9 protein-coding genes are annotated in these 14,662 nt (G+C 63.3%); 4 read left to right on the top strand and 5 right to left on the bottom strand.

Annotation, left to right across the window (positions count from 1 at the left end; all coding sequences use genetic code 11):
* Nucleotides 1-13: 13 nt before the first annotated feature.
* Entirely contained in the window at nucleotides 14-529 is a 516-nt protein-coding gene (locus tag ACYJ11_RS11380; RefSeq protein ID WP_461647849.1) for an NUDIX domain-containing protein, read from the top strand.
* On the opposite strand, the gene ACYJ11_RS11375 is transcribed toward ACYJ11_RS11380, so the two are convergent.
* Nucleotides 526-1,584, bottom strand: coding sequence for an NAD(P)-dependent glycerol-1-phosphate dehydrogenase (locus ACYJ11_RS11375; protein ID WP_461647848.1), 1,059 nt, complete (start codon nucleotides 1,582-1,584; stop codon nucleotides 526-528). The two genes, ACYJ11_RS11380 and ACYJ11_RS11375, sit on opposite strands and share 4 nt — an antisense overlap.
* 286 nt (nucleotides 1,585-1,870) lie before the next feature.
* Here ACYJ11_RS11375 and ACYJ11_RS11370 point away from each other — a divergent pair, with 286 nt between their 5' ends.
* Nucleotides 1,871-4,453, top strand: a complete 2,583-nt coding sequence (locus tag ACYJ11_RS11370; RefSeq protein ID WP_461647847.1) for a glycoside hydrolase family 3 protein — start codon at nucleotides 1,871-1,873, stop codon at nucleotides 4,451-4,453.
* 183 nt (nucleotides 4,454-4,636) lie between these two features.
* Nucleotides 4,637-5,707: a TrmB family transcriptional regulator gene (locus tag ACYJ11_RS11365; protein ID WP_188980398.1), complete on the top strand. Its 1,071-nt coding sequence runs from the start codon at nucleotides 4,637-4,639 to the stop codon at nucleotides 5,705-5,707.
* A 3-nt stretch (nucleotides 5,708-5,710) separates the two neighbouring features.
* Here the strand turns inward: ACYJ11_RS11365 and ACYJ11_RS11360 are convergent, their stop codons facing one another.
* From ACYJ11_RS11360 to ACYJ11_RS11345, 4 genes are all read right to left on the bottom strand, one after another.
* Nucleotides 5,711-6,694: an NAD-dependent epimerase/dehydratase family protein gene (locus ACYJ11_RS11360; protein WP_461647846.1), complete on the bottom strand. Its 984-nt coding sequence runs from the start codon at nucleotides 6,692-6,694 to the stop codon at nucleotides 5,711-5,713.
* A gap of 214 nt (nucleotides 6,695-6,908) precedes the next feature.
* Complete coding sequence (locus ACYJ11_RS11355; RefSeq protein WP_461647845.1) at nucleotides 6,909-7,880, bottom strand: prohibitin family protein; 972 nt, start codon at nucleotides 7,878-7,880, stop codon at nucleotides 6,909-6,911.
* A gap of 189 nt (nucleotides 7,881-8,069) precedes the next feature.
* The gene (gltB, locus tag ACYJ11_RS11350) at nucleotides 8,070-12,617 is read right to left on the bottom strand and encodes a glutamate synthase large subunit (RefSeq protein ID WP_461647844.1); all 4,548 of its coding nucleotides are present in this window, start codon (nucleotides 12,615-12,617) and stop codon (nucleotides 8,070-8,072) included.
* A gap of 154 nt (nucleotides 12,618-12,771) precedes the next feature.
* Complete coding sequence (locus ACYJ11_RS11345) at nucleotides 12,772-13,185, bottom strand: CBS domain-containing protein (protein WP_188980390.1); 414 nt, start codon at nucleotides 13,183-13,185, stop codon at nucleotides 12,772-12,774.
* A 490-nt stretch (nucleotides 13,186-13,675) separates the two neighbouring features.
* On the opposite strand from ACYJ11_RS11345, the gene ACYJ11_RS11340 reads away from it, so the two are divergent.
* Nucleotides 13,676-14,659, top strand: coding sequence for a patatin-like phospholipase family protein (locus ACYJ11_RS11340; RefSeq protein WP_461647843.1), 984 nt, complete (start codon nucleotides 13,676-13,678; stop codon nucleotides 14,657-14,659).
* The last annotated feature ends 3 nt before the right edge of the window (nucleotides 14,660-14,662 follow it).

Below are 14,662 nucleotides of genomic sequence, written 5' to 3'. Positions count from 1 at the left end.
AGCACCGTTTCGTATGGAGATAGCCGAGCGCTCGCGAGCGCGGGTTCAGGAGCGCCTCGCCCGTCTCGAACAGGAGTTCGGCTCGACGCCGGTGGACCAGACCACCTTTTCGGTGGGTTCGGAGGCGTACCAGCGTGCTGTCGAGCGCTCACGGGTAGGACAGGTGGACGTCCACGCGTTCGTCCACAACGAGTCGGGCGACGTGTTGCTGAGCGACGCTGACGGGTCCTGGGAGATCCCCCAGGGCCAGACACAAGGGGGTGAGCGGCCGGCGACAGCGGTCGAGCGGGTCGTCACTGAAACGGCCGGCGTCGCGTGTACGATTCGAGACGCGGTGCGGGCGACCATCTGTGGCGTGCGAAACGAGGCGGATCCGGACGCCGAGACGGTGTATCGGCTCAGCATCGTGTTCGACGCCGAAATCAACAGCGCCAAGCTCGACAGCGATGCTACCGAAACGGCTGACGACGCTGACGCGTCGATCCGGTGGGACGACGCGAGCGATGTCGCGGTCGCAGAACTGGTTTAGATAACGCCGGTAACGGTCGCTGCTTCGATAGCCGCTTCTTCACTCATGCCGTCCCCGAGCACGGTGTAGCGGTCGCGGATCTGGTGGGCCGTGGTCAGCGCTTCGATCACGGTTTCGTCGTCGATACCGAGTTCGTCTGCCGTTGTCGGTGCGCCGATGGCGGCCAGCGCGTCTCTGGCGTCTTTCCACTTGCCTTTCTGGCCGCTGTGGAGGTATTCGGTCATGATCGAGCCGACACCGACCTGATGACCGTGAAGCGCGCCGTCGGGGACGAGTCGGTCCAGTTGGTGAGAAAACAGGTGTTCCGCACCGCTTGCCGGACGCGAGGAATCTGCGATGGACATCGCAACACCCGAAGAAACGAGCGCTTTCACGACGATCCACGAGGACTCCTCTAGGCCCTGTTTTATTGAGTCGGCACTCTCGACGAGCATCTCGGCGGTCATCTGGGAGAGCGCGCCGGCGTACTCCGAGTAGTGGACGTTCTTGAGCCGATGGGCGAGTTGCCAGTCCCGGACCGCGGTGTAGTTCGAGATGATGTCGGCACAGCCGGCGGTGGTCAGCCGCCAGGGGGCCTCCGCCAGCACCTTGGTGTCGGCGATGACGGCCAGTGGCGGCTCTGCGGCGACGCTGTGGCGCGTGTCACCTTCGGGAACTGAGCCGCGACCGGAGACGATACCGTCGTGGCTCGCGGCCGTCGGCACCGAGACGAAGCCCAGTCCCAGGTCGTCGGCCGCCATCTTCGTGATATCGATGGCCTTCCCGCCGCCGACGCCCAGCAGGAAGCCCGCGTCGATCTCCGACGCGTGGTCGATGACCTGCTGCACGGCGTCGAAACTGGCCTCATCGATGACGATCTCGGATGGGTCGTACCCCTCGTCCTCGAACTGTTCGACGACCCGCTTGCCGGCGACGTCGTGTGGCGTCGGGCTGGAGACGACGAGCGGCCGGCCGGTCAGGTGGAGCTCGCTCACGGCCTCGATTGTCTGCCCGAGGACCCCGTGCCCGACCACGACGTTCCGGGGCAGGCGGATCCAGGTGCGTTTCTCGAACATGGTTGCCTGTCTCCGGGCACGCGTGAAAACAGTTTAGGTGCAACTATCGGCAGTTTAGTTAGTGGACAGAAATCAAGAGCAGCCAGAAAGCCCCTTTCAGTCCCACCCGTAGCCGGTTGGACGAGCCATGTTGGGCGGGACTTTCTGGCTCGCTGCGGTCGTCATTGCTAAACTAAACACTACCCAACTGTCGACCGGCGACGGTAGCAGCCGAAATCTTTTGACAACTATCACACACCAGTTTTCCAAAAACAATTATTAACATCAGCGGGTGGGTGCGCCTGTCATGGCACGTGACACAACTGACGACGGCATGCGAGCGTCTCGGCGGGCGTTTCTGAAAGCGACCGGTGTGGCCACGGCAGCGGCCGCCACCGGCGCAGGTGTTGGGACCGCCGCGGCGCAACCGGACGTCGATTCGCTCATCGGCGACCTCACACTGGAGCAGAAGGCGGCCCAGATGACACAGGTCGCGATCAGCTCCTTTGAGGCGGAGCCGGAGGAATCGAACGTCCCCGACAGCTTCGGGGTCGACACGGTCGGCGAGTACTTCAGTGAACTCGGCGTCGGGTCGATCCTCTCGGGTGGGGCCGAGCCACCGAGCTTCGACGCCAACGCCGTAGTCCAGGGAATCAATGCCCTACAGGAGTACAACCTGGAGAACGCCGACCACGACATCCCGTTCCTCTACGGCGTCGACGCGACACACGGCAACGGCCTGCTGGAGGGTGCGACGGTGTTCCCCCAGCGGCTGAACATGGGTGCGACGCGGGACCTGAGTCTGATCGAGGCGGCCGAACGTCACACGAGCGACTCGACGGCGTCGATGGGGGCACACTGGACGTTCGCACCCACGACGGATCTCCAGCGGGACCCCCGCTGGGGACGCTTCTTCGAGGGTATCAGCGAGGACCCGAAACTCGAAGCGGATGTTTCACGGGTACGAGCACGGGCACTTGAGGACGACGACCGGCTGACGGCGTGTGTCAAACACTTCGCGGCTTACTCGGTCCCGAACAACGGCAACGACCGTGCACCGGCCTCGACATCATTGCGCGACCTCCGGACGAACATCCTCCCGCCGTATCGGGAGGCACTGGCGTCCGAACCCGGGACGGTGATGGTCAACAGCGGCTCGATAAACGGGGTGCCGGCCCACGCCTCTCACTGGCTGTTGACGACACTACTTCGGGACACCTACGGCTACGAGGGGATGGTCGTCTCGGACTGGGACGACCTGAACCGGATGATCACGAACCACGACTACGCGCCCGACTTCGAGACGGCGACGGAGATGGCGATCAACGCCGGCGTCGACATGTACATGATCGGCAACGGCGGCGACGCGCCGGGACCGGTCCAGTTCATCGACACCGTGGTCGGCCTCGTCGAGGACGGCGCGATTCCGATGGAGCGCATCGACGAAGCGGTCCGACGAATCCTCGAACTGAAGGCCGATCTCGGCCTGTTCGAGCAGCCGACGGTCGACGAGTCCCGAATCGGAAGCGTGCTCGGCGGCGCACAGGAGACCGCCGAGACGATGGCAAAGGAGTCGCTGGTCCTCCTGAAAAACGACGAGGACACGCTCCCGCTGTCGGGCGACGAGAGCGTCCTGCTGACCGGTCCCGGAGTCGACGGCGAGGGCAACAACACTCGCGCGCTGATGCAACACGGCGGCTGGACGCTCGGCTGGCAGGGGGCCAGCGCCAGCGGCCCGTTCCCGCGCCAGAACCTCCTCGAAGCGGAACTCCGTTCTCGCGTCGGCAGTCTAACGCACGTTCCGACCTCGTACGAGAACACCACCTGGTGGGCCGGCGAGGGGGACGGCGAGAACCAGCAAAGCGACGAGAACGGCAACTTCGACTTTACCGACGAGCAGCGGTCACAGGTCGAGTCGGCTGCTCCCGAGTCCGACGCCGTGGTCGTCGTTATCGGCGAAGGGACCCACAACGAAGGCTTCGGCGACCGTGACGAACTGGTGTTCGACGAATCCCAGCAAGCCCTCCTCGACACCGTCGTCGAATCCACAGACGATTCGACGCCGATCATCGGCGTCATGCTCGCCGGTTCGCCGCGAGGGTCTCCGGAGACGTTCAGCCAGCTCGACGCCCTCCTGTTTGCCGGCCAGCCCGGCAGCGACGGCGGGGTCGCCATCGCCGAGACGCTGGTCGGCGAGTACAATCCGTCCGGAAAGCTCCCGTTCAGTTGGCCCGAGAACGTCGGTACCACGCCCGTGCAGCACAACCGCTACGACCCGACCTCGACGGGTGCGACGGACAACACCGCGCTCTTCGAGTACGGCCACGGGCTCTCGTACACCGACTTCGAGTACGGCAGTGTCTCGGTCACGCAGCCTACTGTCGGTAACCCGGCCAATCAGTCCGAAGTGACCGTCAGCGTCGAGGTGACGAACGTCGGCGAGATGGCTGGCGAGCACATCGTCGAGGTGTTCAATACCCAGTCATACGGCTCGGTCCTCCAACCGAGACGCCGGCTGCTCGGCTACGAGCGCGTCTCGCTGGCTGCCGGCGAGGCAGCCACAGTGGACGTGACCGCCGACCTGACGGCACTGGAGGTCGTTCCCGGTGACGTACTCGGCCTCGGCCCGAAAGTCGTCGAGGCCGGCGAGTACGAACTCACAGTCGGACAGGACGGCCCGACGGCCACGCTCACCGTCCAGAACACGGCAAGCATCACTGATCCGGACCCCGTTCCGGGCCTCCCGGACGGGTCAGAGAGCAACCCCGGGCGGGGCAATAGTGGGAATGGAGCCGACAACAGTAACAACGGAAACGGCAACAACACCAGCCGCGACCCCACCATGGAAGACGTCGTCGACCTGCTCGACGAGGTTCGGAGCGGATCTTGAGGCGGGTCCTGTGACCTGATCCGCGGTGTTCTCGCCGGGACACCGGACCACAGAGAGCCACCCTGCACAGATACACGCCGGTCCGCTCGCACGCCCACAAATAATTATATATGTTCGATTATAGTAGCTAAAACAGCGATCCAGTGACACGGAACCAACCAACATGGTTTGAGCGGTACTCCGATGCCTGACTCCACACGCCAACACGGTGCGACCGTTCTGGATAGGCTCCAGCAGTACGGCCTCTCTGAGACAGAGGCGGAAACGTACCTCGCTGTCGTCGAAAAGGGACCGGCGACGGCCCGGACGGTTGCCGAAACGGCAGGCGTTTCCAAGAGCTACGTGTACGACATCTGTGATTCGCTGGCTGCGGACGGGTTCGTCACCGTCGACGACCATCGGACACCAACGGTCATCCATGCGACACCCCCGTCGGAGGCATTCAGCGCGCTGAAACGCGAACTTGACACGCTGGAGGCGGCGGTACAGACCCGGTACGAGGACAACTCAGCCGAGGACAACTCCTTCGAGGTGGTCAAATCCAGACCGACCATCATCAAGCGCCTGAAACAGCACATCGAAGCCGCCGACTGCGAGGTCGTGCTCCAGATCCCAGCCCGCCGGCTCCCAGAGATCCACGACACGCTCCGCCGTGCCCGGGAGCGGGGCATCCTTGTACTCCTGGCGCTGTCGAGTTACGACGCGGCTACGATGGAGCTGGAACTGGAAGGCGTCGCCAACGCTGTCCGAATCGGCCTCGACGGCGCGCCCTCGTTGCTTGCGACGGACCAGCAGCGCGGGTTCGTCTCCCCGTCGACGATGCTCAGCTGGGACCACGACGAGACGAACGCGATCACGTTCACGCAGGAGGCCGTCGCGGCGGTGTTGATCGGTTCCTACCTGGGCAATTACTGGCCGATCGGCGAGGAAGTCCTCGTTTCACGGCCCCCGTCACTCCCGGCCCGGTACGACATGTTCCGCCCTGTCGTGTTCACGACCGCGCTCGCGCTCCGGGCCGGCGAGTCCATCGTCGCCGACCTGTACGCGCGGCCAACGGGCTCCGACGACGACTTCGAAGTGATATCCGGCGAAGTGGTCGATGTCCGACAGAACCTCGTCGAGCCGCACAACAGCGATTTCGGGTTCGAGAACTCGCTGGTCGTCGACACCGGGGACGGGCGTATTACTGTCGGCGGATACGGCGCGTTCTTAGAGGACTACGAGGTCAAGCACACGACGCTCCGCCGGGCGTAGTCCTCACTCTGTCACACGGTCGATGAGCGCTGTCTCCGTGTCCCGGTCAGGGCCGAACTCCCGGCCGGTTCGGTCGTTCTCCCGATGCTCGGCGACGGTCACAGCCAGTGCCGTCTCGTGGGGCGTCGACGACCAGCCCAGCTCACGGAGCTTCGCCGTCGATAGAAGATGCGGCGACTCGCGGTAGATGGGGAAATCATCGGGTTCCAGCCCCGCAGCCCCGAGTTCGCGCTCGCCGACGCCGATTGTCTCGACCTCCGTCTCGTGTACGCCGGCGAGCAGGCCGATCCACTCCCGGAGCGTCGGCGCGTGCTCGTCGCCAACGTTGTAGGCCTCGCCGGCCGTTCCTCGTTCCGCGACGAGTCTGAGCGCGCTGGCCACGTCTTCGACGTAGACCATCTGCCACAGGCTGAGGCCGTCGCTGGGAACCACGATCCGGTCGTACTCGGCTACGCGGTCGACCCAGTAGGCGAAGCGCTCGGTGTAGTCGTGGGGGCCGTACACGACGGTCGGTCGGACGCTCATCGCCCGCACGCCGTCTTCGGCGGCGGCGAACACTTCGCGATCGCCTTCGGCTTTCCGTGGTCCATAGGTCTCTGCGCTGTCAGTTGTGGCCTGCTCGGCAGTACAGCCTGCGAGCGGTGTCTCCCCCTCCCGCTTGGGTGTCCGTTCAGCGCCGTAGGCCGCACCGCTCGAAATATACACGTACGCATCGACATCGGCAAACACGTCGGTCGCCACCCGGACATCCTCCGGGAAGTATGCCACACAGTCGACGACCACGTCCGGGTCGACCCGCTCGCGAGCGGTTTCGAGTGTCTCCCGGTCGGTCCGGTCGCCCTCGATGTGGGCGACATCGGTGTCCGTGAACGGATTCTGACGCTGTCCGCGGGTGAGCATCGTCACGTCGTAGCCTGCGTCGCGGAACTCGGTGACTGTGTGCCGACCGATGAACCGACCGCCGCCGATGACGAGGACACTGTCCATACGCCGTGCTCGAACGGGACCAGCAAAACAGTGTGGCTCACCGACAGCGTCTGCCGCGGGTTCGACACACATTGTTTACTGAGGCAGCAAGACGACTCTCCGGAGATAGACGACAGAGCCTGTAAGATTGATGCCCCGCTGCACAAGAACCGGCAGTCATCTCTGGCGAACGGTACTGGGAGAAAACGAACGAGACGCTTCCTCGCGTCTGCGGTCAGTTGCCGCCCGTCGCGTTCGTCACGTTTGTCGAGAAGCCTGTATCGGCACTCGAAGTGTTGCCGCCGCTGCTCCGGCCAGTCTGCAGGATGATGGGTGTCCCTTCGTCGTCAGTCGCCAGAATCACCTTATCGGAATCGTCGATGCTCTGGATGTACTGCTGTCTTAGTACGACCGGGTTGTCCCGAAGCGCCTCACCGCGAATCTCGATAACCCGGGCGTCGGCTTCGGCCTGAATCTCCTGCCGTTCCTTGTCGCGTTTGGCCTGTTGAATCTCGAATTTCTTCTCTTCGACGCGTTGCTTTGCGATTTCCTTGTCGTTGAGCGCCTGATCGTACGAGTCCGGGAGGTCAACAGTACGAACCTGTACCTCTTCGAGGACGAGCGCTTCGCCCTCGAACGCGGATTCGAGTTTCTGCTGTGCCGCATCGCCGAGTCGCTCGCGGCCGCTGTTAGTGTATATCTCGCTTGTCTGGATACCGGCGGCCTCGTCACGGAGTTGCGACCGGACGGACGGTCGGATGAGTCGCTCCTCCGCCTGTCCGACGTTCCGCCACTCGGTGACGAACCCTGACGCGTCTGCTTCTTGGACCTTGTACCGGACGGTAATGTCGATATCAACCGTCGTTCCGTTGACGGTCTGGACGGTCACGGCGTCGGATTGTGCCGCCCTGTCACCTTCACCCTCTGCGTTGGCCATGGTGTAGGTCCGTGGCCGGATTTCCACGTCCTGAACCGAATCCTTGACAGGTACGATGATGTGTGCGCCCGGCTGGAGTTGATCACCGGTTACCGCGCCGAACGATTTCTGGACGCCGACGTGGCCCTCGGGGACTTGATGATAGCCACCGAACAGCGCCGTTGCGACGGCGAGGGCGACAACGACGCTGACGGCAATGCGGAGGCCGCGTCCAACATTGATGTCGATGTCCGATCCAGAATCGGGATCTGGACCAGGAATGTCACTCATGTTGTGCTCCGATGCGATACGACGGGTGGTTGTACGGGGACCATGTCCAGCACTTTGGCCCGACAGCTATAGGGCCAGCGGTTGATTGTTACAGTGTCGCATCACAGCGATCAGAACTCGTCTCAACTGTCGTCGCAAGGAAACTGGCTATGACCGACTACAGAGACAAAAACGCCGAACAGCGGTGTTTCAGTCGTCGGTGGAGGCGGCGAAGTCCGCTTCGGTGGCTTCGGCGCTCGGCGCGGCCTTGGCCGGCGGCTCGTTGCGCACGTCGTCGCGCTCGCGGTCGGCGATGACCTCGGCGTAGGCGTCGGGCATCACCTTCGTGAAGTTCTCCACTTCGGCGTCCCAGTCTTCGAGCAACTCGGCCGCGCGATCGGAGTCGGTGTAGGCCGCGTGGTTCTCAACGAGCCGGGTAATCATCTGGCGGTCTTTCCCTTCGAGCGTATCGGCCAGTGACACCATACCGGTGTTTGCCTTTGCTTCGAACTCGCCGTCGGGGTCGTAGACGTACGCGACGCCGCCGGACATCCCGGCCGCGAAGTTCTTGCCCGTCTCGCCCAGCACGACGATCGCGCCGCCGGTCATGTACTCACAGCCGTGGTCGCCGACGCCTTCGACGACGCCCTTGACGCCGGAATTGCGGACGGCGAACCGCTCGCCGGCCATCCCGTTGACATAGGCCTCGCCCTGCGTCGCGCCGTACAGCGCGACGTTGCCGATGACGATGTTCTCCGTCGGATCAAATGGAGCCTGATCCGGCGTGTTCACGACGAGCTTCCCGCCGGAGAGCCCCTTGCCGACGTAGTCGTTGGCCGTCCCGGTCAGTTCCATCGTCACGCCCTGTGCGAGGAACGCGCCGAAGGACTGGCCGGCCGTACCGTCGAAGTCAACCCGGATGGTGTCGTCCGCGAGGCCGTCACTGGCGTGCTCGCGGGAGATGCGGTTCGAGAGTGTTGCCCCGACCGCGCGGTCGACGTTGCTGATATCGGTGTCGATTGCGACCGGGTCGCCGCTGTAGATGGCGTCCTCGGCGGCGTCGATGAGGTCCCAGTCGAGCTGTTCGTCGACCTCGTGGGTCTGCTCGCGCTGCTTGTAGCGGCCGTCGTTGTCAGCCGGCTCGGCGATGACCGAGGAGAGGTCGAGCTTCTGGGCCTTAGGCTGGCTCACGTCGTCGCGCTGTGCCAGCACGCTCGGCCGGCCGACCATCTCGTCGATAGTCTCGAAGCCGAGTTCGGCCATGATCTCTCGCAGTTCCTGGGCCACGAACGTCATGTAGTTGATGACGTGCTGTGGCTCGCCGGGGAACCGCTCGCGGAGGTTCTCGTTCTGCGTGGCGATGCCGACCGGGCAGGTGTTCTCGTGGCACTGCCGGGCCATCACACAGCCGGAGGTGACCAGCGAGGCGGTCCCGAAGGTGTACCCCTCGGCACCGAGCAGGGCGGCGACGGCCACGTCGCGGCCGGTCTTCATACCGCCGTCAGTGGTCACTTTGATGCGCGAGCGCAGGCCGGTCGCCCGGAGCATCTGGTTGGCCTCAGAGACGCCCAGCTCCCACGGGAGGCCGGCGTTCTTGATTGAAGTCTTCGGCGACGCACCGGTCCCGCCGTCGTGGCCCGAGATATGGACCACGTCGGCGTTGGCCTTGGCGACGCCGGCCGCGATGGTCCCGATACCGTCCTCCGAGACCAGTTTGACGTTGATGTCGGCTTCGGGGTTCGAGGCCTTGAGGTCGTGGATGAGTTGTTTCAGGTCCTCGATAGAGTAGATATCGTGCAGCGGCGGCGGCGAGATGAGGCCGACGCCCGGCGTCGCGTACCGGACGTGGGCAATCATCTCGTTGACCTTCTTGCCGGGCAGATGGCCACCCTCGCCGGGCTTGGAGCCCTGGGCCATCTTGATCTGGAGTTCGTCCGCAGACGCGAGGTAATCCGAGGTGACGCCGAAGCGGCCAGAGGCGACCTGTTTGGTCGTACACTCCTTCTCGGTATCGAACCGCTCGGGCGGCTCACCTCCCTCGCCGGTGTTGGCGTTGGCTCCGAGCCGGTTCATCGCGATGGCGTTGTTCTCGTGCATCTCGGGCGACAGCGACCCGAGCGACATCGCCGCGGTCTCGAAGCGCTCGACGATGTCATCGACCGGCTCGACATCCTCGATGGGGATGGACTCGCGGTCGGAGTCGAATTCGAGCAGGCCGCGCAGCGTCTGGAGCTCCTCGTTCTGGTCGTTGACCAGTTCAGCGAACTCCTTGTACGTGTCGTAGTCACCCATGCGGACGGCTTGCTGGATCTTGCCGACCGTGTTGGGGTTCCACTGGTGGTGGATACCGTTCGAGCGGAACTCGTACTCGCCCTGGCGGGGCATGTCCGGCTCTTCCTCGCTCCAGGCAATTTCGTGGCGCTGGGTGAGGTCGTCCTCTATCTCTCCGATGCCGATACCCTCAGTCCGGCAGGTCGTCCCCTCGAAGTACTCGGCGACGAAGTCCGAGGAGAGGCCGACGGCCTCGAAGATCTGGGCGCCTTGGTAGGACTCGACGGTGGAGATGCCCATCTTGGCCATCGTCTTCAGGAGGCCGTCCTCGACGGCGGTGATGTAGGCGTCGATGGCGTCGGCCAGGTCCGCGCCGTCCGGCCCGGCGACCAGGTCCTCGATAGTCTGGTAGGCCAGATAGGGGTTGACCGCGCCGGCCCCGTAGCCGATGAGCGTCGCGAAGTGATGGACTGCACGCGGGTCGCCGGATTCGACGACGATGCCGACGTGGTTGCGGAGCCCGTTGCGGACGAGGTGGTGGTGGACGCCCCCGATGGCCAGAAGGCTCGGGATCGGCACGCGGTCCTCGTCGGCACCTCGGTCCGACAGCACGAGGACATCGTGTTCTTTGGCAGCGGCGTCGGCCTCGGCCCGTACGTCCTCGACAGCCTGGCGAAGGTCCCCGTCCTTCTCGTAGGTGATGTCGATGACCTTCGTGGACATGCCGTTGGCGTCCAGATCTTTGATCGACTGGGTCTCCTCGTCGGTGAGGATCGGCGAGTCCAGCACGAGCTGGCGAGCGTGGTCCTGGCTTTCGTCGAGCAGATTGCGCTGGAAGCCCAGCCGGGATTCCAGCGAGGTGACGAGTTCCTCGCGGATGTAGTCAAGCGGCGGGTTCGTCACCTGGGCGAACAGCTGCTTGAAGTAGGTGAACAGCGGGCGGTTGAACTGCGAGAGGACCGACAGCGGCGTGTCGTCACCCATGGAACCGACGGGGTCTTTCCCCTTCTCGGCCATCGGCTCGATGAGGTGGTCGACCTCGTCGTACGTGTAGCCGTACATGGCCTGGTGGCTCCGGAGCGCGTCCGCGGGGTCCCGGGGAGCGTTGTCTTCGCGGTCGGCAACCTCGTCGATGTCGACCTGTTCTTCGTCGACCCACTCGCCGTATTTGTCGTCGGTGATGTCGTCGAACACTTCCTCGTCGGGGATGACGCGACCCTCTTCGGGGTCGGCGAGGAAACACTGGCCGGGCTGAAGCCGGCCCCGTTCCCGAATCTCGCTGGCGTCGTGTTCCAGCGCGCCGGCTTCCGATGACATCACGAGCGTGTTGTCCTCCAGCACGTCGTAGCGGCACGGGCGGAGACCGTTCCGGTCCAGCACAGCGCCGATGCGGTCGCCGTCGGTGGCTGCGACGAGCGCCGGGCCGTCCCACGGTTCGACCAGCGAGGCGTGGTAATCGTAGAAGTCACGACGGTCACCGGTCACGTCGTTCATCTCGCCGCGCCAGGCCTCGGGGATGAGCATCCGGAGGGCGTGAGGGAGGTCGCGGCCGCCCTGCAGCAGGAGTTCGAGCGCGTTGTCGACGCTCGCCGTGTCAGACTGCTCGGGGTCGTCGATGATGGGCTTGATCTTCTCCAGATCGCCCTCGAACTCGTCGCTCTGGATGTCAGTTTCCCGAGCGCGCATCCAGTTGATGTTCCCCTGAATCGTGTTGAACTCGCCGTTGTGGATGACGCGACGATACGGATGGGCGAGATGCCACGCGCCAAGCGTGTTCGTCGAGAACCGAGCGTGGACCATCGCGAACGTCGACTGCATCCGATCGTCTTCGAGATCGGGATAGTAGTCTTCGAGTTGTTCGGCCTTGAGCAGGCCCTTGTACACCACCACGTCGGTTGCGAGCGAAACGACGTAGAAGCGCTCGTGACCGGCCGGTTTTTCCTCCTCAACCGTGTTTTCGAGCGACCGGCGGCCGATATAGAGCTGGTTCTCGAAGGCGTCGCCGGTCTTGCCCGTCGCAGAGGTAACGAAAAACTGGACGATGTCGGGTTCGGATTCGAGCGCCGTCGCGCCGAGGTCGCTGTTGTCCGTGGGAACGTCGCGCCAGTCCAGGACGTCCAGATCCTCCGCGGCGAGTTCCGTCTCGACGAGGTCTTTCAGACTCTCGGCGACCTCGTCGTCCTGCGGGAGAAAGAGCGTTCCGACGGCGTACTCGCCAGCGGGTGGCAGGTCGGCGTCGACTTCGGCGGCGAAAAACTCGTGTGGAATCTGGAGCATGATGCCCGCTCCGTCGCCCGTATCTTGCTCGGCTCCCGTCGTCCCTCGATGTTCGAGGTTGTCGAGGAGTTCGAGTCCGTCCGATACAACCCAGTGGTCGCTGTCGCCGTCGAGGTCCATGACGACCCCGACACCACAGTTCGACCGTTCGTCCGTGGGATCTGCAAGCCCGGCGTCGCCTGCAGAGAGACCTGTCTGTCGCTCAACCATGTGTTTCACGACTGGGGATGCCACTATAAGAGGGTAATCCTAATGGTATTAGTGTTGTTTAACCCCACATTAGGGAGTATATATTTATAACGATTGTTGGAGCTGTATCATGGTTAATAAGTGATGGTCCGCTGGCTGGCGGTTCACACGCTGTTCAGCCGAGTACGGGTGCGGATGACTGCTCAATACCCGAAACGTATGCTGTCATGTCAGTCGTAGTTAACATCCCGACGACACCTTCCGTCTCATCGACGACCGGAAGGTGGTGGACACTGTGGTCAAGCATCAGGCTTGCGGCTGCCTCGACGGGGTCGTTTGCCGTTACTGTAACCGGTTCCGTCGTCATGTAGTCAGACACGTCTAGCGCCGTCGTATCGCCACCCTCTGCGGCGATCTCGACGAAGTCCGTGGAGGTGAGAATTCCTAACAACTCTCCGTCAGCGTCGACAACGACAACAGAGCTGATGTTCTCGTCGAGCATCCGCTTGGCGACCGCTTTCGCGTTCGCATCGGCGGCAACAGTGGTGACAGGCGATGACATAATTCGTCCGACAAACACGTCGTCCATGACAGCCGATAACATAGGACGGGGTATAACCGTGTTGGTTCCGGACATCTACCGATTGCGGCGACAGAGAAATATATAAGGTCTTAATATTTTTCGCCCGCTACGACGTATACAACCGCTCAATTAGTCGCCCGCTGTCTCCCCGACAGCGCACCCCCGACTGGTCTCTCATCACAGGGCTGTCGGCCCGCCACTGATCACCCAGAATGCCCAACACATCTTCGGTTCCCACGACGGTATCTGTTCGCCGTTTGGCGTTTGTATGACCCTAGTCTGACGGCGATTTATATACATAGGGACAGCAGTGGTCATCGGGGGCACGGAGGAAAATGTCACACGCTCCCCGACCCCATCCTTCCTTCATACTGCTAGCTGCTCCTTCGTGAAGAGACGTACCACCTGAGGTGGCACTATGTTTCACAGGCGTACAGCCGGCAGTATCGGTGGGCCGGCAGTTATCTATGCAAGCTCTTCGTATATGAATTAAACCATGTCTGGTCATGGCCCCAGCGTCGCCATCGCCTGTCAGGGCGGCGGCAGCCACAGCGCGTTTACCGCCGGTGCGCTGCAACGACTCCTGCCAGCGGTCGAGGACGAGTACGATCTCGTGGGGTTGAGTGGCACCTCCGGCGGCGCTCTGTGTGCGGTCACTGCCTGGTACGGCCTGCTCAGTGAAGGCCCCGACTATGCCGGGGCGCTACTGGAGGAGGTCTGGTGTGATGTCGCCGCGACGACGCCGCCCTCGTTCCTGCTGAACGAATCTCTCGTGTGGCACAAGCGACTGCAGAACCGGATGCTCCCCGTGGCTGATATCTCGCCCTACGCGGCATCGGGCGCTGTCGGCCACGACTGGTATCTGTCGCTGCTTGACCGCCACATCGCGTTCGAGGAGTTCGACAGCCTCGCCGAGGAGGCCCCGCCACACGTGACCGTCGGCACAGTCAACGTCAACAACGGCGTGTTCGAGACGTTCAGCGACGCTGCCATCACACCGAAGGCGGTGCTTGCCTCGGCCGCGTTCCCGCTGCTGTACAAAGCGGTCGAGCTGAACGGCCACTGGCACTGGGACGGTCTATTCTCACAGAACCCGCCGATCCGGGAGTTCCTGACCAGTGACCGGCCAAAACCGGACGAGATCTGGGTCATCCAGATCGAACCACAGACTCGCGACGATCGCCCAACATCGCTGGCAGAGATCACCGACCGCCGGCAGGAGCTGTCCGGGAATCTCTCGCTGAATCAGGAACTGTTCTTCGTCCGGAAAGTCAACGACTGGGTCGAAAAAGGGTATCTCCCGGACGATTTCAAACACGTGGAGATACGGCGACTAGGACTCGATGAAAAGCTGACAGCAGCCTCGAAACGCGACCGCGATCCCCGGTTTATCGAGGACCTCATGGAAACGGGCCGAGCCGAAGCCAACGCGTTTCTGGATCGGGTGCCGGAGGACGTAACCGAACCGCCTGGTCAGTAGCTC

The organism is Haloarcula sp. H-GB5, assembly GCF_054850705.1.
This window is presented reverse-complemented; position numbering and strand designations above follow the sequence as displayed.

Excerpts from the sequence above, each read along its gene's own strand:
- ACYJ11_RS11380 (WP_461647849.1), top strand. The coding sequence starts at position 14 with ATGGAGATAGCCGAGCGCTCGCGAGCGCGGGTTCAGGAGCGCCTCGCC.
- ACYJ11_RS11375 (WP_461647848.1), bottom strand. The coding sequence starts at position 1,584 with ATGTTCGAGAAACGCACCTGGATCCGCCTGCCCCGGAACGTCGTGGTC.
- ACYJ11_RS11370 (WP_461647847.1), top strand. The coding sequence starts at position 1,871 with ATGGCACGTGACACAACTGACGACGGCATGCGAGCGTCTCGGCGGGCG.
- ACYJ11_RS11365 (WP_188980398.1), top strand. The coding sequence starts at position 4,637 with ATGCCTGACTCCACACGCCAACACGGTGCGACCGTTCTGGATAGGCTC.
- ACYJ11_RS11360 (WP_461647846.1), bottom strand. The coding sequence starts at position 6,694 with ATGGACAGTGTCCTCGTCATCGGCGGCGGTCGGTTCATCGGTCGGCAC.
- ACYJ11_RS11355 (WP_461647845.1), bottom strand. The coding sequence starts at position 7,880 with ATGAGTGACATTCCTGGTCCAGATCCCGATTCTGGATCGGACATCGAC.
- gltB (WP_461647844.1), bottom strand. The coding sequence starts at position 12,617 with ATGGTTGAGCGACAGACAGGTCTCTCTGCAGGCGACGCCGGGCTTGCA.
- ACYJ11_RS11345 (WP_188980390.1), bottom strand. The coding sequence starts at position 13,185 with ATGGACGACGTGTTTGTCGGACGAATTATGTCATCGCCTGTCACCACT.
- ACYJ11_RS11340 (WP_461647843.1), top strand. The coding sequence starts at position 13,676 with ATGTCTGGTCATGGCCCCAGCGTCGCCATCGCCTGTCAGGGCGGCGGC.